The 21,370-nt window shown below is 37.0% G+C and carries 14 protein-coding genes and 2 pseudogenes; 8 read left to right on the top strand and 8 right to left on the bottom strand.

Features of this window, described 5'->3' with window-relative positions; genetic code table 11:
* Nucleotides 1-23: 23 nt before the first annotated feature.
* Complete coding sequence (locus IGQ45_10740) at nucleotides 24-296, bottom strand: DUF2442 domain-containing protein (protein MBF2057667.1); 273 nt, start codon at nucleotides 294-296, stop codon at nucleotides 24-26.
* 465 nt (nucleotides 297-761) lie between these two features.
* Between IGQ45_10740 and gltB the strand changes: the two genes are divergently transcribed.
* From gltB to pruA, 5 genes are all read left to right on the top strand, one after another.
* On the top strand, nucleotides 762-5,441 hold the full coding sequence (gltB, locus tag IGQ45_10735) for a glutamate synthase large subunit (protein ID MBF2057666.1): 4,680 nt from the start codon (nucleotides 762-764) through the stop codon (nucleotides 5,439-5,441).
* 178 nt (nucleotides 5,442-5,619) lie between these two features.
* Nucleotides 5,620-5,847: a DNA-directed RNA polymerase subunit omega gene (locus IGQ45_10730; GenBank protein ID MBF2057665.1), complete on the top strand. Its 228-nt coding sequence runs from the start codon at nucleotides 5,620-5,622 to the stop codon at nucleotides 5,845-5,847.
* Nucleotides 5,840-6,409 (top strand): hypothetical protein, encoded by a 570-nt coding sequence (locus IGQ45_10725; protein ID MBF2057664.1) that lies wholly within the window; start codon nucleotides 5,840-5,842, stop codon nucleotides 6,407-6,409. The genes IGQ45_10730 and IGQ45_10725 overlap by 8 nt, the downstream gene beginning before the upstream one ends.
* 143 nt (nucleotides 6,410-6,552) lie before the next feature.
* Entirely contained in the window at nucleotides 6,553-8,337 is a 1,785-nt protein-coding gene (gene sppA / locus IGQ45_10720) for a signal peptide peptidase SppA (GenBank protein ID MBF2057663.1), read from the top strand.
* Nucleotides 8,338-8,727: 390 nt separating this feature from the next.
* Entirely contained in the window at nucleotides 8,728-11,703 is a 2,976-nt protein-coding gene (gene pruA, locus IGQ45_10715; protein ID MBF2057662.1) for an L-glutamate gamma-semialdehyde dehydrogenase, read from the top strand.
* Between the two features lie 223 nt (nucleotides 11,704-11,926).
* Here the strand turns inward: pruA and IGQ45_10710 are convergent, their stop codons facing one another.
* Nucleotides 11,927-13,861 (bottom strand): dynamin family protein, encoded by a 1,935-nt coding sequence (locus IGQ45_10710; protein MBF2057661.1) that lies wholly within the window; start codon nucleotides 13,859-13,861, stop codon nucleotides 11,927-11,929.
* A gap of 88 nt (nucleotides 13,862-13,949) precedes the next feature.
* On the opposite strand from IGQ45_10710, the pseudogene IGQ45_10705 reads away from it, so the two are divergent.
* Both IGQ45_10705 and acpP read left to right on the top strand, forming a co-directional pair.
* Nucleotides 13,950-15,209, top strand: a pseudogene (locus tag IGQ45_10705) (hypothetical protein).
* Entirely contained in the window at nucleotides 15,186-15,533 is a 348-nt protein-coding gene (acpP, locus tag IGQ45_10700; GenBank protein ID MBF2057660.1) for an acyl carrier protein, read from the top strand. The pseudogene IGQ45_10705 and the gene acpP overlap by 24 nt, the downstream one beginning before the upstream one ends.
* Nucleotides 15,534-15,820: 287 nt before the next feature.
* Here acpP and IGQ45_10695 read toward each other — a convergent pair whose 3' ends face one another.
* Nucleotides 15,821-16,036 (bottom strand): type II toxin-antitoxin system HicB family antitoxin, encoded by a 216-nt coding sequence (locus IGQ45_10695; protein ID MBF2057659.1) that lies wholly within the window; start codon nucleotides 16,034-16,036, stop codon nucleotides 15,821-15,823.
* Entirely contained in the window at nucleotides 16,033-16,227 is a 195-nt protein-coding gene (locus tag IGQ45_10690; GenBank protein ID MBF2057658.1) for a type II toxin-antitoxin system HicA family toxin, read from the bottom strand. Before IGQ45_10690 ends, IGQ45_10695 begins: the two co-directional genes overlap by 4 nt.
* Nucleotides 16,228-16,474: 247 nt before the next feature.
* On the opposite strand from IGQ45_10690, the gene IGQ45_10685 reads away from it, so the two are divergent.
* Nucleotides 16,475-17,032 (top strand): Uma2 family endonuclease, encoded by a 558-nt coding sequence (locus IGQ45_10685; GenBank protein MBF2057657.1) that lies wholly within the window; start codon nucleotides 16,475-16,477, stop codon nucleotides 17,030-17,032.
* 266 nt (nucleotides 17,033-17,298) lie between these two features.
* Here IGQ45_10685 and upp read toward each other — a convergent pair whose 3' ends face one another.
* From upp to IGQ45_10665, 4 genes and pseudogenes are all read right to left on the bottom strand, one after another.
* Entirely contained in the window at nucleotides 17,299-17,958 is a 660-nt protein-coding gene (upp, locus tag IGQ45_10680) for a uracil phosphoribosyltransferase (GenBank protein ID MBF2057656.1), read from the bottom strand.
* Nucleotides 17,959-18,171: 213 nt separating this feature from the next.
* Nucleotides 18,172-18,561 (bottom strand): annotated as a pseudogene (locus IGQ45_10675) (transposase).
* Between the two features lie 278 nt (nucleotides 18,562-18,839).
* Nucleotides 18,840-20,333: a serine/threonine protein kinase gene (locus IGQ45_10670; GenBank protein MBF2057655.1), complete on the bottom strand. Its 1,494-nt coding sequence runs from the start codon at nucleotides 20,331-20,333 to the stop codon at nucleotides 18,840-18,842.
* A gap of 161 nt (nucleotides 20,334-20,494) precedes the next feature.
* Entirely contained in the window at nucleotides 20,495-20,914 is a 420-nt protein-coding gene (locus IGQ45_10665; protein MBF2057654.1) for a hypothetical protein, read from the bottom strand.
* Nucleotides 20,915-21,370 lie beyond the last annotated feature (456 nt).

Here is a 21,370-nt window from a genome sequence, read left to right as displayed (position 1 = left end):
TATTATATTAAATTGATGAAAAGCTATATTTGACTAATCGTATTTTTATAAAAATCAGGAGATGGTGAACCCCTTAATAAACCTTCGATACTAATATCTTCGTCTATTTCTTCCCAATGAATACCGTAACCGCCCCCGCAAATTTGCCACTGATTTAATTGTTCAATATTAGCTCTTAATAGGCGAGGATACCAAACTAAAGGTACTTTTATGGTTCTTCCATCCATTATTTCTACCGATAAATTATTATTATCAATTACAACGTTTTTAACTTTTATGTCAGAAAAAATACTCATTCTATACCTCTAATATCAAGTTCGGATAATCCGTTATAAATAGATGGTATCTTCGCAATTTCCCCACCGTGTAATGAATTACACGGCTAACATTATCCCGTTCAATAAATTGAACTAAGATTATGTTGGATTGATTTATAAGTGTTCGCGCAGCGGCAGCCTTCGGCTGATCAAACGGACTTGATATAAAAAATTTGTTTGATTTTCTTCTACTATTAACTGAATTTTCCTTAATTCTTTACTTGAAAATCCGATATTTCTGGCTAAAAAATAAAAATGATACCCCTTACTAAATTGAGTTTCAGCTTTAAGAATCTTAATCTTATGTTAAATTTCTGACAAAAAACTAAGCAAATCTAAAAATCTTCCTATAATGTGATCAATAATCAAGAGAGAGAAAGAAAAGCTAGACTTAATATTTTCTTTAGATTTAAACGATTCAACACCAAAATTTAGGAAGCAATTATGACCGTAAATAATATACCAAAGAAACAGGGATTATACGATCCACAAAATGAACATGATGCCTGTGGTGTGGGTTTCGTGGTCAATAAAGATGGCAAAAGGTCCCATGAAATAGTCCAACAAGCCTTAACTATATTAATTAGTTTAGATCATCGGGGGGGATGCGGTGCAGAACCAAATACGGGGGATGGCGCTGGGGTTTTAATGCAGTTACCCCATGATTTTATAGCGCACGAAGCGCAAAAACTTGGTTTTTCTTTACCGAATTTCGGAGATTATGCGGTAGGCATGATTTTTACTTCCCCTGATGAATCTGAGAGATTACAAGCTAGAGCATTATTTGAGCAAGTTGTCAAGGAAGAAGGACAAAAAGTTTTAGGGTGGCGTGATGTGCCGACAGATAATAGTGATTTAGGAAAAAGCGCCCTCCGCACTGAGCCTCATGTACAGCAAGTATTTATCGCTAAAAATGAAGAAATTAAAGATAATTTAACCTTTGAGAGAAAATTATTTGTCATTCGGAAAAGATCGCACAATGCTATTAAAGCGCCCTCCATCGATGAATATTGGTATCCCTGTAGTATTTCCAGCCGTACCATTGTTTACAAAGGAATGTTGCGCCCCAAACAAGTAGGCAAATATTACCTAGACTTGCAAAACCCTGAACTACAAAGCGCCCTCGCCTTAGTGCATTCCCGTTTCAGTACCAATACATTTCCCAGTTGGGAGAGGGCGCATCCTTATCGATACATTACCCATAACGGCGAAATTAACACCCTTAGAGGTAATACAAATTGGATGCACGCGCGCACCGCCTTATTTAAGTCAGAATTATTTGGCGAGGATATGGCAAAAATCCAACCAATTATTAACATGGATGGTAGCGACTCCCTCATTTTTGACAACGCTTTAGAAATGTTGGTATTGAGTGGGCGCAGTTTACCCCATGCCGTCATGATGATGATACCAGAACCTTGGACGGGTCATGAGTCCATGAGTGCTGAAAAACGGGCATTTTATCAATATCACTCCTGTTTGATGGAACCTTGGGATGGTCCAGCTTCCATCGCTTTTACCGACGGGCAACAAATCGGCGCTATTTTGGATCGCAATGGTTTGCGCCCTTCCCGTTACACCGTCACCAAAGATGGTTTAGTGATTATGGCATCGGAAGCAGGTGTATTACCCATCGAGCCAGAAAGGATTGAAAGTAAAGGTAGATTGCAACCCGGACAAATGTTTTTAGTGGACATGGGCGCTGGGCGTATCGTCAGCGATGAAGAGGTGAAACAACCGATTATTACTGCCCAACCTTATCAGCAGTGGTTAGATGAGTATTTATATACTATTGATGATCTTGCCCTCACCCCCAACCCCTCTCCCACAGGAGAGGGGAGTAATGCCCTCACCCCCAACCCCTCTCCCACAGGAGAGGGGAGTTTGACGGCGCTACAGCAAACTTTTGGTTATAGCTTTGAAGATGTGCGGATGTTACTCGCACCTATGGCAGAAAATGGAGTTGAGGCCATGGGCGCTATGGGTATTGATACCCCTCTAGCGGTGTTGAGTGATAAACCGAAATTACTTTATGACTACTTTAAGCAACTTTTTGCCCAAGTTACCAATCCTCCCATCGATTCCATCAGGGAAGCCATCATCACCTCCGCAGAAACCACCATCGGCGCTGAAGGTAATTTACTTGATCCTCAACCAGAAAGTTGTCATCTTATCGCGCTGAAAACCCCTGTTATTACTAATGAGCAATTAGCGATTTTAAAATCTCTTACCCCTCTTGAAACCCCTCTCCCCGTGGGAGAGGGGCTAGGGGTGAGGGCTGGTCATAATTTTAAAGCTGAAACCTTCTCAATTCTATTTAACCCCAAAGATGAGGTAAAAGGTGTACAAAATGCCTTAGAAAACCTTTTTAGTGCTGTGGACGAAGCAATTAAAGAGGGTTGCACCCATGTTATTTTAAGTGATCGGGGTGTGAATAAAGATAAAGCGCCCCTCCCCGCCCTTTTAGCGGTATCTGGTTTGCATCATCACTTGATTAATAATGGTACAAGAACCAAAGTTGGTTTAATTTTAGAATCTGCTGAACCGAAGGAAGTTCATCATTTTGCGGTATTGTTAGGTTATGGTTGTGGCGCTATTAATCCCTATTTGGCTTATGAAACCATGGCACAGATGATTGAAGAAAAATTGATCACTTCTGTGGATTATGATACTGCCGTTTACAACTACATCAAATGTGTCACCAAAGGAGTGATTAAAATTGCGTCTAAAATCGGTATTTCCACTATCCAAAGCTATCGAGGCGCGCAAATTTTTGAGGCGGTGGGTTTAAATAAAGCGGTTGTTGATCAATATTTTACCCGCACTGCTTCACGGTTGGAGGGCGCTGGTTTGGATGTTATCACCAAAGAAACTATCATGCGTCATCATCAGGGTTTCCCTGAAAGAGATGTTAACAATCACACCCTTGATGTGGGTGGTGAGTATCAATGGCGCAAAGATGGCGAAGCGCACCTCTTTAACCCTCAAACTATCCATACTTTACAACAGGCGGTGCAACAGGGGGATTATCAACTGTTTAAAAAATATTCCCAGATGATTAATAATGACGGTAAACATTATTTTCGTTTACGGGATTTACTGGAGTTTAAGCAACGGGAAGCTATTCCCATGGAAGAAGTTGAACCCATTGAAAATATTATGAAGCGCTTTAAGACGGGCGCTATGAGTTACGGTTCGATTTCCCAAGAAGCGCACGAAGCCCTAGCTATTGCCATGAATCGCATTGGCGGTAAATCTAACACGGGAGAAGGGGGCGAGGACGAAGGGCGCTATACTTGGACGAATGAAAATGGCGACTCGAAAAATAGTGCCATTAAACAGGTGGCTAGTGGGCGCTTTGGTGTCACCAGTTTATATCTTTCTCAAGCAAAAGAGATTCAAATTAAAATGGCGCAAGGTGCAAAACCGGGTGAAGGGGGACAATTACCCGGTAAAAAAGTTTATCCTTGGATTGCGAAGGTGCGCTATTCTACTCCCGGCGTAGGTTTGATTTCTCCTCCTCCTCACCATGACATCTATTCCATTGAGGATTTAGCGGAATTAATTCACGATTTGAAAAATGCTAACCGTGAGGCAAGAATTAACGTTAAATTAGTTTCTGAGGTGGGTGTCGGCACTATTGCTTCTGGAGTGGCAAAGGCAAAAGCTGATGTTGTCCTGATTTCGGGCTATGATGGGGGGACGGGCGCTTCTCCTAAAACTTCCATTAAACACGCTGGATTACCATGGGAATTAGGACTTGCTGAAACCCATCAAACTTTATTGCTCAATAACCTCCGTAGCCGTATTGTGGTGGAAACCGATGGACAAATGAAAACGGGGCGTGATCTCGCTGTGGCGGCGTTGTTGGGCGCTGAGGAGTACGGATTTTCTACCGCTCCTTTGGTGACATTGGGCTGTATCATGATGAGAGTATGTCATCTCAACACTTGCCCTGTGGGAGTTGCTACCCAAAACCCTGAATTACGAGCTAAATTTACAGGCGATCCGGCTTATACTGTTAATTTCATGAAGTTTATGGCGCAGGAAATGCGTGAAATCATGGCGCAGTTAGGCTTCCGTACCGTTGATGAAATGGTAGGGCGTACAGATGTACTAGAGCCAAAACAAGCTATTGATCATTGGAAAGCAAAAGGGATTGATATTTCCCCGATTTTATATCAACCTGATGTTGATCCTAACAGTCCTCGCCATTGTACTGTAAAACAGGATCATGCTTTAGAACAATCTTTGGATATGACGAAATTATTAGATTTATGTCAACCAGCTATCGAAAGAGGAGAAAAAGTCAGCGCCACTTTACCCATTACCAATATTAATCGTGTGGTGGGGACAATTTTAGGTAATGAGATTACGAAAAAACATTGGCATGGTTTACCAGAGGATACAGTACATTTGAAGTTTTTTGGTAGTGCTGGACAGAGTTTCGGGGCATTTGTACCAAAGGGAGTCACTTTGGAATTAACGGGAGAAGCTAATGATTATATCGGTAAGGGTTTAAGCGGTGGCAAAATCATTGTTTATCCTGATGCTAAATCGACTTTTGAGGCGGATCAAAATGTCATCATCGGTAATGTGGCTTTTTATGGCGCTACGGCTGGGGAAGCCTATATTTCTGGTATCGGCGGAGAGCGCTTTTGTGTCCGTAATTCTGGGGTAACTGCTGTGGTGGAGGGCGCTGGCGATCACGGTTGTGAGTATATGACTGGTGGTAAAGTAGTTATTCTCGGTGTAACTGGGCGTAATTTTGCGGCTGGGATGAGTGGCGGTGTTGCCTATGTCTTAGATGAAAAAGGTGATTTTGCTACCCGTTGCAATACGGAAATGGTGGGTTTAGAAACCCTTGATGATGCTTCAGAAATTGCTGAGTTAAAACAGTTAATTGTTAAACATCAACAGTTAACAGGTAGTAAAAAAGCGAATAAAATTCTTGCTAATTGGCATGAAAATATCAGTAAATTTGTGAAGGTAATGCCAAGGGATTATAAGCGTGTTTTAGAGGCATTAAAAGAGGCGATTAATTCTGGTTTAACTGGTGATGAGGCGTTGAATGCCGCTTTTGAAGCCAATGCCCAAGATGTTGGGAGAGTCGGCGGAAGTTAGGTTTATTCCAAAATTTAGATGAAGAGAGGTGGGCAATGAAAAGTATCTGCTCAAAATTTTATCTTCCTGAGTATGGGTTTGCCCTAAATCAGCAACGCCAATAATACTAATAGTGGTCATATTCTGCTATGATAAGATTTCCAAACTGTGTCAAGCTGAACTAATTAAAAATATTTTGATGTTGAAAAAGAATAACTTTGATTCAGGACAAATTATGTATCGCAGTGATGAGTTAATGGAAGCGGCATCCAACCGCTACAAAATCACTGTGCAAGTGGCAAAAAGGGCGAAACAAAGACGTTTTGAAGATTTTGATAATCTTGAAGAGGTGATGAAACCTGTGTTAAGGGCTATCATTGAAATGTCCGATGAGTTGACTCAACCTGAAATTATCAGTGATGATTAATTTGAAAAAATACCGCCCTAGACGGCGGTTAATAGTTTTACTAAGTTTATTTACTTTCGGTTACGGTATGGTAGGGGTGATGGGCGCTGGTTTTGCTCAAAATAGTCTTTCGCCTCAAAATTTGCGCCCTGAAGAAGTGGCAACTCTAGTATATAAGCAGATTCCTGATTTTCCCATAGAAAATGATTATGAAAGGGTGGAAGGGGGAAAAGCTGAAAATCACACTCTGATTAGTCGTTTTATTCGTTACCATCAGTTTGTGAAATCCCGTGCTACAGTTTTTCGTTTAGATTGGAAATTGACTTTCGCTGATTATTTAGGGGTAAATGAAACTATCCAAGAAGAGCGCTATCCGGGTTATGCTACTTTAACAAAAAATCCTTTTTCTCGTGATCTTCAAATTATTACCAGTTTAACCCGTGAACAACGGGAAGAATTAATTAATGTTTTGATGGGGATTTATCAGCCTCCAACCTCTCCCCAGTCTTCTTCTGAGTCTTTGTCTCCTGCTTCTTCTCCTGTTATTTTGCCAACGGGGAAGGGCGCTGATTTATTGCGTTAACTAATGTGGTTACCTTTCTTTACCACAACTTAACAGAGAATATATCGAATTCTAAATGAGTATCTGAACTTTAAGATAGCAGTATAACCTACCTCCAACTAAGGTTTGGTTACAATGGGAAGGGTAATCGTTGATATTTTCTAATGAAACAATTTTTAAAACAAACTTTAGCTAGTTTTATCGGTAGTGTTGCTGGTTTATTATTTCTTTTTGCCCTCAGCACTGGGGGTTTATTTTTGTTTATTATGGCTTTAATGTTAAGTAGTAATAATCCTCAAATTGAAAATCAATCGGTATTAGTTTTTGATCTTAGCAGTCAAATTACTGATAGTAATAACCAGCGCCCTCTCCCTGCTTTTCTTAACCCTGAAAGTAGCAACAATCTTAGTTTAAGACAAGTTATTAACGCTATTAATAAGGGTGCGGAAGATAAGAAAATTTCGGCTTTATTCTTAGATGGTAGTAAGGGTAATATTAATTTAGGTTATGGTAGTTTAGCAGAATTGAAAACAGCTTTAGAAAACTTTAAAAGTAGCGGTAAAAAAATTATTACTTATCATAATTCTATTTCAGAAAAAGATTATTATTTAAGTTCTATTGCCGACGAAATTAATCTCAATCCCTTGGGGGCTTTAGAGATGAATGGTTTAAGCACTTCACAATTATTTTTTGCCTCTGCTTTAGATAAATATGGTATTGGGGTACAAGTAATTAGAGTGGGCAAATATAAATCAGCAGTAGAACCTTTTACTAGAGATAATTATAGCACAGAAAATAGAGAACAAACTAAAGAGTTATTAACTAATTTATGGGATTCATACTTAAATGAAGTCAGCGAAAATAATGGTTTAACATCTCAAAATATTAACAACATTGCCGATAGTTTTGGTATTATTGAAGCCAAAAAAGCACAAGAATTAAAATTAATTGATAAGACTGCTTATATTGACGAAATTAGAGATGATTTTAGAACGATTACTAACACTGAAAAAGACAATTTTCCTCAAGTTACTATTAAACAATATCTCAGTCGAACCACAACCAATCAAGGGGCAGAAAATAAAATCGCCATTCTTTATTTAGAGGGTAATATCGTTGATGGAGAAGGTAATATTGGCGAAGTCGGTGGATTACGCACCGTTGCGGAAATCAAAAAAATTCGAGAAGATGAGAATATTAAAGGGGTAATAGTGAGGATTAATAGCCCGGGGGGAAGTGCGCTGGCATCAGAATTAATTGCCAGAGAATTAGATATAACAGCCCAAGAAAAACCAATCGTTATTTCTATGGCTGATGTGGCAGCTTCTGGTGGTTATTGGATTGCCACATCGGGAGAAAAAATATTTGCTAATGACGGCACAATTACGGGTTCAATTGGTGTTTTTGGTTTACTATTTAATTTAGAAAATCTTACTAAAAATAATGGCATTAATAGTGACGTTATTAAAACTAATCAGTTAGCAGATTTAAGTAATAATTTTCGCTCTAAAAATCCTCAAGAAATAGCCGTTTATCAAGAAAGTGTTAATCAAATTTATGATCTTTTTTTAGAAAGAGTGGCAAAGGCTCGTAATTTGAGTATTCAAGAGGTTAATAATATTGCTCAAGGTCGAGTTTGGTTAGGAAATAATGCCCAAGAAATTGGTTTAGTTGATGATATTGGTGGTTTAGAAAGTGCCATTAATTATCTTACAGAAAAACTTACTTTAGGAGATAATTATGAGATTAAAGAATATCCAGAGTTAAGAAACTGGGAGAATGAGTTATTAACCGCTATTGAAAATACTGATTTAGCTCAAAATAAATTAGATTCTATCGCTATTTTTAACCAAATTTGGGAGTATAATTCTGATTTAGATTTAGCTAATATTCTGAAAAAACCTAATCGAGTTTATAGCATTTTACCTTTTAAATTTGACATTAATTAGGGGTTGCTGTTTCAAAGTAGGTATCAAAATAATCTGCCCTCACCCCCAACCCCTCTCCCGCAGGAGAAGGGAGCAATATTTTCTAATAAGTAGATAAGCAAAATTAATTGTGATTTTTATTTTTCTTAAAGCTATGATAACAAGGGGTTTAAACCCCTTGCCCATATACAATTAATTTTGCACGATAACTTAATTAAACGTGCTTTATTGATCTAAAAATGCGCTGTAATTGCCAGAACCAATTTAGTATTACTATATTTGGGCTAGGAGCCCGATATACTGTAAAAAAGTGATAAAATAGGTTGTTGACAAAATGCTTAAACTATGCACTAACTGCATAAAACAATTAAATTTTATTGGCAACTTCGCAATTTTGAATAAGGGGAAAATATGGTAGCTTCAGTTAGTAAGGCTTCAATCTACGAGCCAAAAACTAGGGAAATTGCTCTGGAATTAATCCAGACTACGAGACAGAAAGGTAATATTTTTAGTAAGCTCAAAGAGCAAATGCAATTTGATGACAAATTGATGAATTGGACCATGAGTAACCCCGGATTGCGGGTACAACTGTTCAGATTCATTGATGCGTTACCTGCATTACAAAGTAATTCAGAAATAGCGCGCCATCTCCAACAATACCTCACCACAGATGAAGTGGAGTTGCCCGGCGCCCTCAAAACCATTTTGAATTTTAGTGAACCAAATTCACCACCAGCGCACCTCGCCTCAGCCACTATCACGAAAGCGGTGGAAACATTAGCCTATAAATATATTTCTGGAGAGACGATAAAAGAAGTAATTAAAGCGGTGGAAAAAATGCGCAAAGAAAAAATGGCATTCACCATCGACTTATTGGGAGAAGCGGTTATAACCGAAGTAGAAGCGCAATCATATTTACAAAATTATCTCGACTTAATCACCGAATTAAGTCAACAAGCCCAAAAATGGTCTAATATCCCCGAAATTGACCAAGCAGACGGGCAAAATCTCCCTAAAGTGCAAGTATCCGTCAAATTAACTGCATTTTACTCCCAATTTGACCCCGTTGACCCCGAAGGAAGCAAAGAAATCGTTTATCAGCGCACGAAACAACTACTCCGACACGCTGAAAAATACGGCGCGGCGGTGCATTTTGACATGGAACAATATGCCTACAAAGATGTTACCATCGCGCTGTTACAAGAGTTGTTGATGGAAGAAGAATTTAAACAGCGCACGGATATTGGTGTCACCATTCAAGGATATTTGCGCGACTCCATGAATGACTTGCAAAGTTGGCTTGATTGGGCTAAAAAACGGGGTAATCCTATTACAGTGCGATTGGTGAAGGGCGCTTATTGGGATCAAGAAACCATCAAATCTCAGCAAAATCACTGGCAACAGCCCGTATTTAACCAAAAAGCGGAAACTGATGTTAATTATGAAAATTTAACTCGTCTTCTCTTAGAGAATCATCAATATTTGAAGGGCGCTATCGCTTCCCACAACGTGCGCACTCAAGCGCACGCCATCGCTATCGCCGAAACCTTGCAGATACCAAGAAGCCGTTTTGAGTGCCAAATCCTCTACGGCATGGGTGAAACCCTCGCTAAAGCCATCGTGAAAAGAGGGCATCGAGTCAGAGTTTATTCTCCTTACGGGCGCTTGTTACCCGGTATGGCTTATCTCATTCGTCGTTTACTAGAAAATACCGCTAATAGTTCCTTTTTACGCCAAAATTCCGAAGAAAAACCCGTTGATGAATTAATTGCACCCCCTCAAGTGCTGGAATCTCTGCCTAGCTTCAAAAATCAGCAGTTTCCCGGCGCCCCTGACACTGATTACGGGCGTGAAGATAATCTCAACAAAGCTAGAGAAGCCTTACAAACCGTTAAAAATCAGTTAGGTAAAACCTATTTACCTCTCATTAACGGGGAATATGTCGAAACTGAGAGTTATATCGATTCTGTTAACCCTTCCAATCCTAGGGAAATTGTCGGTAAAATCGGTTTAATTTCCATCGCCCAAGCAGATGAAGCCATGGCAAGTGCCAAAGAAGCCTTTAAAACATGGAGTAAAACTCCTGTGAGGATTAGGGCTGGAATTTTGCGCAAAGCAGGGGAAATTATGGAAACGAGACGCCATGAATTAACCGCTTGGATGTGTTATGAAGTGGGTAAAATCATCAAAGAAGGGGATCCAGAAATCTCTGAAGCCATTGATTTTTGTCGCTATTATGCTGATGAAATGGAACGTTTAGATCAAGGTTATAATTATGATGTTGCCGGGGAAAATGATCGTTATTTTTATCAACCCAAAGGCATTGCGCTGATTATTTCCCCTTGGAATTTTCCCTTTGCTATCGCTACTGGCATGACGGTGGGCGCTTTAGTTGCTGGTAATTGCGCTTTATTGAAACCTGCTGCCACTAGCACGGTGATTGGCGCGAAAATTGCGGAAATCTTGGTGGAAGCTGGGATTCCTGCTGGTGTGTTTCAGTATATACCGGGTAAGGGTTCAGTGGTGGGTGATTACTTAGTGAAACATCCTGACATACATTTAATCGCTTTTACGGGATCGAGGGAAGTGGGTTGTAAAATTTATGCTGATGCTAGTATTGTGCAACCAAAACAAAAACACCTTAAGCGCGTGATTGCGGAAATGGGCGGGAAAAATGCCATTATTATCGATGAAAGCGCAGATTTAGATCAAGGGGTGGCTGGGGTGGTGCAATCTGCTTTCGGTTTTAGTGGGCAAAAATGCTCTGCTTGTAGTCGAGTGATTGTCTTGAAACCTGTTTATGATGCCTTTGTAGAGCGTTTAATCGGTGCTGTAGAATCTATTAACGTGGGGGATGCCCAAAATCCTAGTACAAAAGTAGGTCCTGTTATTGATGACAGCGCCCGTCGCCGTATCTTAGAATATATCGAACAAGGTAAAAAAGAAGCTACTTTGGCTTTTCAAGGGGAAACTCCCGAAAATGGTTATTTTGTCCCTCCCACTGTTTTCAAAGATGTTACACCTGATGCAACCATTGCCCAAGAGGAAATTTTTGGACCTGTTTTAGCGGTAATCAAAGCGGAAAATTTTGATGATGCTTTAGCCATTGCCAACGGCACGGATTACGCCTTGACGGGGGGTTTATACTCGCGCACTCCAGCGCACATCGACAGGGCATATCGTGAGTTTGAGGTGGGCAACGTTTATATTAATCGGGGGATTACGGGCGCTATTGTGGCACGTCAACCTTTCGGCGGTTTTAAATTGTCGGGAGTAGGCTCAAAAGCTGGTGGTCCTGATTATTTGTTACAATTTCTTGAGCCTAGAGTAGTGACGGAAAATATCCAGCGACAAGGTTTTGCACCGATTGAGGGCGCTGATTATTAAGTGGGCTTTGCGGAATAAGCCGATAATATCAAGGGTTTTAAGGGATAAAAAACAATAAAAATTCTCTTAAAACCCATTAACTTTAAGTAAGTAAAAAATTAATCAGGATTAATAAATTAAGAAAAAAGCCGAAATAAATTTGAAATGAGGAAATTTCAACAATTTACAGCGCCCTCCACCCTAACCGTACATTCTGTTTTAACGTAAATATCATCAGAATAAATTAATATAAATGAGTTTTTAACTTTTCTAAATATCTACATTTTTGTTCAATATTATTTAAGGTTATTTGAGTTGATTTTACCGTTTTTTGGTAAGCTAAATTATTCTGGTTGATTAACTCTTCACAAATAGATATTGATTCCTCAATAACTTGAATAGTAACATCTAATCTATCTTGAAAAAGAGCAATAATTTTTTCCTGTACCTTACTATAAATATCTTCTGCCGACTCAGTAAATTTTTCCCAACCCTTTTCTAATACTTTTTGTTTGGGATCATCGTCAACCAAGAAACCTAAGAAACCTCCAGCAGCAGCGCCAAGTGCAACAGGAAGAAAAAGCCCTCCAGTAAATATTGATAATAAACCGGCTACAAATACACCACTTCCAAAGCCAAAAACTCCAGCTCCACTTTCACTGTCTTCTTTTGATACAAATAGCTTTAAATTAATATCTTGCTTCATATTTGCTATTGATAAACTAAATTGATTAACTAAATTTGAGCCAATTTCTAAATCTAAAGACTCAAGATTATTTTTAATTGCATTTATATTATTATTGATTTCTTCATCTAATAATTTAATATAATCCTCTAAATAATCAGATAGTATCTTTGATTCAAAATTATTATGAAAATCTAGTTCTAAATTATTGCTAAATTGTCGAGCATAATCACTCATTTTCGCCTGTTTATTTTCTTGACTAGAAGTCCATTTTTCTCTGTTTTCCACTAATCGATCTGCTAAATTTTCAACCCATTCACTCCAAGACTCTAAAAGATTTTCTATTACATCTTCTAATATAAAATTAATCAAAGAACGCATTTTATAATCTCTACCAGTTGCTTCGCCAATACAGTCAAATATTTTTTGTTTATTTTGCTGGGAAATTTTTATTTTCCCAGTAATTAATTTTTTAAACTGTTCTAACTCTGAATTATAAAGATTGAGTAAGTTATTAAGTTCTCGTTTAGTTTGATTAATTTTAATGTCACCAAGTTCATGAGTTAAAAATTGCTCGACTGATTGAGTGAAAAATTGAAATGATGTAACGTAATCATCTTGTTTCCTTGCTAAAATTCCATCAAGGGCAGATTGGGCGGAAATAAAATGAATACGATTACGATCAGTTATTATTGCATCTTGCCCTAATAACAATTTGTTAACTCTTTGCTCAACACTTTCACGATCTTTTTCTTTGCGTATTAAGTCAAAAAAATTGATTACAATAAAAAGATTACTGGCTGATTGCCTTTTATTACCATTATTAACTTCTAATCTGATTTCTTCCAATAATTCCCTTTCCCCTTGCGTCAATAGAGGATTAACACTGGTTAAAAAAATTATCGCATCAGTATCATTAATTAATTGCTTAGTAATATCACTTCTGTTAGGATGTTCATTTAATCCAGGGGAGTCAACAATTTCTACGCCATTTTGACATAAAGTCAATTCAGGATGCTCTAAAATAATTTCTTTGATGTTGGAATGATGTAATTCTTCTGATAAAGATTTTAAATCATCATGATCCAAATCTTCTGATATGCTTACTTTTTGGTGATATTCCTCAAAGGAGATTTCTTCTTTGTGTCCATTTTTATAGTGACAAATTACCTTTTTTCTACTGCCGTGTTTAAGGATACTAATTTGACCAGTGCAGGGAGCTGTACTAACTGGCTGTACTTCTTCTCCTAGCCACGCATTAAGTAAAGTTGATTTTCCTTTGCTAAATTCTCCAATAATAGCAACTCTGAAACGCTGAGATTTAAGTTTTTGTAATGTCTTTTTTACTTCAGTTAATAACTTTTCGGAATTAATACCTTCATTAAGTCCTTTATTTACTTGCTGTAGTAAAGCACCACAGATGGCTTCTAATTCTTGATTTTGTTTTTTCCAAGATTCAAAACCCGAATAGTTATTAATTAGCGAAGAAGTCATAAAATTTCTCTATCATTGGAGTTATTGATAACCAATTTTATTATAAACTAATCTTATAAAAGATATAAATAAAAAAGAGGTGTTAACCATGCACTTTCAGTTCCCTTCAGCAATTCAAGCAGGTATAGAAGCTGGTAAATATTTGCAGGTATTCTCCGCTAATGGAATACCCCTAAGTATGGCTAGAGATGCTTCGACAGGTCAATTTGTAGGTCATGCAGTAGGATTATTAAATCAAAGCGGAGTGCCATTTAATTCCATTGCTACACCTTTACATCTAGCTACAAGTGGATTACAAATGCACCAAATGCAAAGGGGATTTCAAGCAGTGGAAGCAAGTTTAGGAGTTTTACAAGCAACTACCGCAGTTATTGGTGTCGGTGTTGTTGCTGGTGTTGCCCTTTCTGCTGTAAATTTATATCAAACAATGAAGATTAGAAAAGCGGTAGAAAGATTAGAATTAAAAGTCGAAAACGGTTTTATTGATTTAAAAAGAGTTTTTATTAATCAAGGTTCAGAAATTATTAATCACATTGATCAAGTTGCTCAAGACATTAAATTTGAACAACACCGTTTAATATTAATAAGGGCTTATGGTCAAGTAATGGCAGCAATTAGGCGTTTTAATTCTGCGATGAAATTACAAAGTATTAAGACAAGAAATACAGAAATTAACGCAGTACGCTCGATATTATTTGCATCACTAGCTGACTATCAAAATCCTCATTTATTAGAGGAAAACTCAGCTTGTGGATTATTAAGAAGACATGAATGTTCTTGGTTGATAGAACAGATGATTATAGGTACTTATCAAGTACAGAATGAATTAATTGTTGCAAGTGATCGTTTGTATGATTTAGATCGACAAATCAGGAATGATTGTGTTCAAGTTTTAGATAAATGTGATTCAGAAGATGAACTTGAGTTTTTATTCCCTGAAATTACTAGATTACATGATCAAGATTTGATTATATTGGAGTCATGGAGAAATAATCTTGATTATATGCAATCCCTTTCTTCATCAGAATTACAATTATTGCAAAATGCTGAATTTAATCAATTTCAATTAATTGTTAATAGTAGTAATTCAGTTAATGATATTCTTGAAGAACCTGAGTTAGAAATTTATGAAACTTTACAGGAAAAATCTCATTCTAGGTCTATTATTAGTCAACTGATGTTTATGATGAATCCTGAATTAAGAAAAGACTATGAAGAATATATTAGTCAGGAAGCAGAAAAATATGATCATAAAGTTTTTACTATTTCTAATTTGAAAGAAGTTTCTCATTTTACTTTAGCTAATATTTTCTGGTATTTCTATATGCGTGATGATTCCGATAACGAAGAATTAGATAATCAAGAATTGGATAATGAAGAATTAGATAATCAATTACAAGGAATTGACGAGGAGAAATATTATGGTAAATTAGAACAATCTGAAATTTTCTCAAAACTGAAAATGATTATTGTTGAACAATTAGATGTTGACTATAACGACATAGATATAAGTTCTAATTTTGCTTACGATTTGGATGCAGATAGCTTAGATGCAGTAGAATTAATTATGGCTTTAGAAGAAGCGTTTGGAATTCAGATTTCTGACGAAGATGCAGAGAAAATACAGACTGTTGAACAAGCTCTAAAATATATTCTTGATAAATTGAACTAATATTGTTTTTTTATAGTAGCTTGGGCAGAAGGGTACTGGATTGGGGATGGAGGGCGCTGGGTTTGGGGTGGAGGGCTCTTTTCTACTGGAATGTAGCTATGTAAAGTTTATTTGGAAATATCTAGTCAATTTTGCTTGATAACTCTAACTTAAATTATGCTTAATTCTGACATTGAAATGAGCAAATTTCAACAATTTACAGCGCCCTCCACCTCACTAAAAAATAGTAGCTCATCAGCTAATCTAATCTTAGAATAATTGAAACTGTTTGATAAACATTATCATTTTTAAGCAGCAATAAAAATAGATTTTGCTTTCGTTAAAGGTTCGGGAATTGGTAAATTATCCTCTTTTAAAACATCTATATATAATTCAATCGCTTTTTTAATATTTACTTCTGTTTCTTCTAAAGTTTTACCTGTGGAAATGCAACCGGGTAAATCAGGCACATAAGCAGAATAATTATTACCTGCCCATTCAAAAATTACATAATACTCTTTCATTTTTCATCCTCCAATTGAGCTTGTTTCCAAATACTGTTAAGTGTGCCAATGGCTACATCATCCCCAAAATTACCAGGTATAACAACAATACCAGATTTGCTAGGGTGTTTGAAAACTCGATGGCTACCTTTCATTCTATCTTCATACCAACCATCGGCTTTTAAACGTTTGATTACTTCACGAACTTTCATAAATAATAATAATTTTCTCTTTGTTCATTTTAATCTATTGTCTAATTCTTTAGTTAGGGGGGTTAGGGGAGATCATTTCCTCAATTTTAGTAAAGTCTTCCCCTTTGCTTAAATTCGGGATAGATTCAAATCATTTACAGCGCCCTCCACTCCATGCAGAAACGGCTTATTTCTAACTGGTTGTTAACAAGCCACTTCTTTATCTAACCGTTTAAGATAATATAATTAGTGACAAAAAACCAAAACTATGATTGCAACCATCCAAAAAACTATCTCCCTAGAAGAATTTTTGCAACAACCCGAAACAAAACCCCCTCAAGAATATATTAATGGAGTTATTACTACTAAGCCAATGCCTCAAGGAGAACACAGTAGATTACAAATCAAACTTTCTACCACTATTAATCAGATTACCGAATCAGCTAAAATTGCCTATGCTTTTCCTGAATTGCGTTGTATCTGTAATAATAGTGCCATCGTACCTGATGTAGCGGTATTTGCCTGGGATAGAATACCACGCACAGAAAAAGAAAGAATAGCCAATCGATTTGACCGATTGCCAGATTGGAGTATTGAAATTTTGTCACCAGATCAAAGTTTAATGAAAGTGTTAGATAAATTGCTTTTTTGTTCAGAAAATGGCACTAATTTAGGTTGGTTAATTAATCCCGAAGATGAAACAATTTTAGTAGTATTTAGTGATCAAAAAGTGAAAATTTTTCGAGATGATAATATTTTACCTGTATTAGATCAAGTCGAACTAACTTTAATTGTTAATGATGTTTTTTATTGGCTTAATATTTAAGGCTCTTCTACTTTGAGTATGATAAATTATGTCTAAAAAAAGGTGTCAGTTATTAGGTGTCAGGTATTAGGTGTCAGGTATTAGGTGAAATGCAAACCATAAAGTTATAACAATTGCATTTTAAAAATACTAACACTATTATATATCAAAGGTTTTGTTCGTTATTTAGGGTCTGCTGAATAAATCAAAACCCTTGTCAAATAAAGGTTTTAAGTACAATAAAATCTTAAAAAAGTGCCAAAAATAGCCCTTTTAACTTTGCCCTTCTATAAATTCTCAGTATTAAAAGAGCGATCTCCCGCATCTCCTAAACCCGGTACAATAAAACCGTCATCGTTAACCACCTCGTCAATCATGGCAGTAAAGAGGGTTAACGTGGGGTAGGAAAGGCTTAATTGGCGTAGGGCGGGGGGCGCTGTTACTACGGAAATGATCCTCGTCAAATCAATGTTTCCCCCCCGTTTTAGCACTTCTTCAAGGGCATATATCATCGATCCACCGGTTGCCAACATGGGGTCTAAAATGAGAATACGAGTATCAGGGGTGAAGTGCGCTGGTAATTTATTCATGTAGCAACTAGGTTGCAAGGTTTCTTCATTTCTCACTAAGCCAAGATGATAGGTAGAAGCCAGAGGTAGTATAGTTTGAGCGCCCTCCGCCAAGGTTAATCCCGCCCGAAGAATAGGAATACAGGCGAGGGCGCTTTGCGGATCGATAAAAATGGCATCAGCAGTGGCTAAAGGGGTTTCTACTTTAGTGTTGATGGTGGGCAACCAATCTCGAATGGCTTCATAAGTTAACCAGCGCCCCAACTCCACCATGGCAGTTTTAAATAAAGTTGAGGGGGTATTTTGATCGCGCGCTACCCCTAGCCAATGTTTAATTAAAGGATGGGGGGGAACATAAATTTTCATTTGCATTGCCATGATGGTTTCCTCAACTGTTAGTATTGAAAAGTTTACCTCAGATTTTGCTCTTTTTCATTATCCATTGTCAATTAGGAACGAGGATTAAATAAAATAGTAAGCTTGTTAACAAATAATTTGGAGTTAATAGAGTTGTTGCGAAATAATGGGATAAAGTTTTAATTTTAAATATTGAATAAAATTGATAATATTTTCCCCATTTCTGATTTTATTTTATGCTACTTCTAAGTAAAAATTCCATAATCCACAGGCTGTTACCATTAATTTATCATCAAATTCCTCCTTTCTATTCCGATAAGTTGACGATACTGCATTGTATCGCTTCACTCCTGAAAACGCATTTTCACATCTGACTCTTTCTCTCGATAATTGCCGATTTTCTTCTTTTTACTCTGCTGTTAACTCTCCCCCTCTCGGTTTTTTTTGAGGTAGAAAGACATTATCATATATTTTTTGCACTCCTTGAAATCCCGAATCTGCTTGTACTTTCACCATATCCGCTATTCCCCCAATCAAGTCAAATTGATCATCAATTTTTTTGTCATGTATCTTGCCATTACAGGTCGGTGTTAGCTGTAATATCTTTTTTGCAGGACTTACCACCGCTACATTTTTACGAGTGTGTCTTTTCTTTTTTCCTTGTCTTGTGGTCGATTAATCGGTCTTTCCACTCCGTCAATCATCACTCTTTCCACATCTGGAAAATATTCCCTAAACTCTTGAATTGTGCTAATTTTCCTTTTTGGTAATACCTGTTTCTCTTCCAATGTGGCTTCTAATACCTCTTGTAATCGGTGAACCCATCGATTAGCCTGACTGACTTCTCTCTACTTGGTCAGTTTTTTCTATTATTACCTATTTCGCAACAACTCTAATGTAGTTTATTTCAAAAAGCATCGTAAGAGTTGAAAAATGATTAAACCAACCGAAGTAACTGCAGTTATACCAAGTGCGATAATAAGTGGAATTATAATTATAGTAATTTGATTAAATTGATAGTTAATTAATAGATAACTGTGTAAAAACGGGAAAAAATAGACTAAAGCTACTGTCACCAAGCCAAAAATTAATAAATCCCATTTTTCAAGAAATTTTTTATATAGAAGATAAATTATTAATCCCGTTATGCCTCCCCAAATGCCTATCACCAAGGGGAATGATAAAAAAGGAAGGGCGCTATTCAAGGCAATTATCAACAAACTACCTTCAAAACCCACAAATCCAGCGCCCCTCAAAATATGCGCTAACGGTAAAGGGGGAATTTCAGAGGGAGAAATTGGGGAAGCTGGGGAGGCAGGAGAAGCTGGTGAGATAGGAGAAGCAGGAGAAGAAGAGGTAGAAAGTGAAGAAGGGGAGGGGGAAAGTGAAGAAGGGGAGGGGGAAGAAATTGGGTTAGAGTTAATCGGTTTATTTCTCGATTCTGGGTCGATAATCCTTAATGCCTCTTGTGCTGAGGTAAAACGCTTGGTAGGATTATGCTGTAACATCTTCTCTAAGGTTAACCAGAGACGATCCCCTACCGGGGCATATTCTCGCCATTTCCATGTGTTAGTATAAGGGTCATATAATTCAGTTATTGGTTTTCCCGTCAGCAAATTCACACAAGTCACAGCCAAAGCATATAAATCAGTGGAAGGAAAAACTTCAGCGCCCGTCATTTGCTCAGGTGGGGCAAAACCCATAGAATAAATTCCTGTTGATTTTTGGGCAGGATTAGCATTACTGGTTACTAATTTTACCGCGCCAAAATCCAATAAATATAAAATACCTTCTTTAGTGCGCATAATATTAGAAGGTTTAATATCTCGGTGAATAGAATTATTATCATGAACAAATATTAAAATTTTTAGTATTTCTTGTAAAATTACTGTGACTTCTTCTTCCGAAAAGGCACCCTTCCGTAATAATTCTTGCTCTAAATCTTCACCGTCAATAAACTCTTGCACTAAATAAAAATAGCTTTCTTTTACGTTATTTTGATGAGAATTATTTTGGTTTACTAATAAAGGAAAATAAGCAAATAAATCTGGTATTTGAGGATGTTTATTACCTAACTGTTCTAAAACAAAAGCCTCTCTTTCAAATAATTCTTGAGCTAATTTTAATTCAGCCTCCCTTAGTTGTCCTTCCGGCTGAAACTGCTTAACTACACACTTACGCAAAGTTGGACTGTAACGATCAATAGCTAAATATGCGGCTCCAAAACCTCCTTTTCCTAATAGCTGTATCGGCAAATAACGCCCAGCTAAAATTAAAGGCATTCCGCAACTAATGCAATATTTTTGCTGTACTGTTTTCAATAAAGACTGATTATTTAATTCTTGAGAATGATTAGTCGGATGATTACAATAAGGACGTGTGCAAAGAATTTTCATAATAGGAAAAAATAATCATAGCTAATGCTATTTTCATTATAACTTTACTTTTTCTCAGTTCAACACTAAAAAACTACAACAAATTATTATTTTTTTAAATGTTTAACTGTTGCCTTTTGCCTACCTTTACTGTAACGACTTAAATGGAAACTGGCTTATGTTTATACTCGATGACGGTTAAGACGAGAGTGAATTTTTGTAAGAGCCTGAGAATTATCGATAGGTGCGCGGGGGTAGGGAATTTCATTATTAGGCCAATTCTCCAAGTCACTACAAACGCAATCAGAGTCTTGAATACCAACTTCAATAATTGGCACAGGCATTTGACAGCGCGCGCAATCGTTAATTTCCCACTTAGGAGATAATAACTGTTGTATGGTTTGAACAGTACCTTCTACATGACAATCTCCTGTGTCTGGGTTACTCACTAAATCCCAGCATCTTTCAAATTCAAGACTATAGCGACTACCCACAATTACTTTTTGAGGTAAAATAGCCTTGTTTTGCCTCGTCATAATCACAGGCTTTTGAAGTTGAAACCAATAGGCTAGATATTTTTTAACCGCAGTTGCTGATGCCATGAATATTTAATGATGAGAAGATTTATATTGATTTTAACTCATAATCTCTTGACTCTCCCAAATCTTCACTTGATCTTTATTATTGAGGGTTGCTGAAAAAGTGGTGTCGTTAGGGAAGTGGATAGTGGGAAGTGGATAGTGAAAAGGCTTATCAATGAAAGACTTTAGCATAACTGAATACTGTGATAAATTCTGAGCTCTTATTAAAAATCGTCGATTAGTGACAAGAAAATACTGCATTTTCTCTAAAAAAACCCTATTTTTGGCACTTTTTTGGGTTTTTATGATGCTAAAAATCTTTATTTGACAAGATTTTTATTTATTCAACAAACCCTAAATATAGTTTCAGCCATATTGGACATACATTAATAATTGACACTCCCCCATCACAATCTTTGATTTGATGGGGGATTCTTACCTCACAGACACTTAACTAGACTAATCAAAATTTGATTA

This window comes from Cyanobacterium sp. T60_A2020_053 (assembly GCA_015272165.1).
Classification (GTDB): domain Bacteria; phylum Cyanobacteriota; class Cyanobacteriia; order Cyanobacteriales; family Cyanobacteriaceae; genus Cyanobacterium.
The sequence above is the reverse complement of the archived record's forward strand: the minus strand, read 5'-3'. Positions and strand labels throughout refer to the sequence as shown.

Coding starts and splice junctions, on each gene's coding strand:
- IGQ45_10740 (MBF2057667.1), bottom strand. CDS start 296: ATGAGTATTTTTTCTGACATAAAAGTTAAAAACGTTGTAATTGATAAT.
- gltB (MBF2057666.1), top strand. CDS start 762: ATGACCGTAAATAATATACCAAAGAAACAGGGATTATACGATCCACAA.
- IGQ45_10730 (MBF2057665.1), top strand. CDS start 5,620: ATGTTGAAAAAGAATAACTTTGATTCAGGACAAATTATGTATCGCAGT.
- IGQ45_10725 (MBF2057664.1), top strand. CDS start 5,840: ATGATTAATTTGAAAAAATACCGCCCTAGACGGCGGTTAATAGTTTTA.
- sppA (MBF2057663.1), top strand. CDS start 6,553: ATGAAACAATTTTTAAAACAAACTTTAGCTAGTTTTATCGGTAGTGTT.
- pruA (MBF2057662.1), top strand. CDS start 8,728: ATGGTAGCTTCAGTTAGTAAGGCTTCAATCTACGAGCCAAAAACTAGG.
- IGQ45_10710 (MBF2057661.1), bottom strand. CDS start 13,861: ATGACTTCTTCGCTAATTAATAACTATTCGGGTTTTGAATCTTGGAAA.
- acpP (MBF2057660.1), top strand. CDS start 15,186: ATGCGTGATGATTCCGATAACGAAGAATTAGATAATCAAGAATTGGAT.
- IGQ45_10695 (MBF2057659.1), bottom strand. CDS start 16,036: ATGAAAGAGTATTATGTAATTTTTGAATGGGCAGGTAATAATTATTCT.
- IGQ45_10690 (MBF2057658.1), bottom strand. CDS start 16,227: ATGAAAGTTCGTGAAGTAATCAAACGTTTAAAAGCCGATGGTTGGTAT.
- IGQ45_10685 (MBF2057657.1), top strand. CDS start 16,475: ATGATTGCAACCATCCAAAAAACTATCTCCCTAGAAGAATTTTTGCAA.
- upp (MBF2057656.1), bottom strand. CDS start 17,958: ATGGCAATGCAAATGAAAATTTATGTTCCCCCCCATCCTTTAATTAAA.
- IGQ45_10670 (MBF2057655.1), bottom strand. CDS start 20,333: ATGAAAATTCTTTGCACACGTCCTTATTGTAATCATCCGACTAATCAT.
- IGQ45_10665 (MBF2057654.1), bottom strand. CDS start 20,914: ATGGCATCAGCAACTGCGGTTAAAAAATATCTAGCCTATTGGTTTCAA.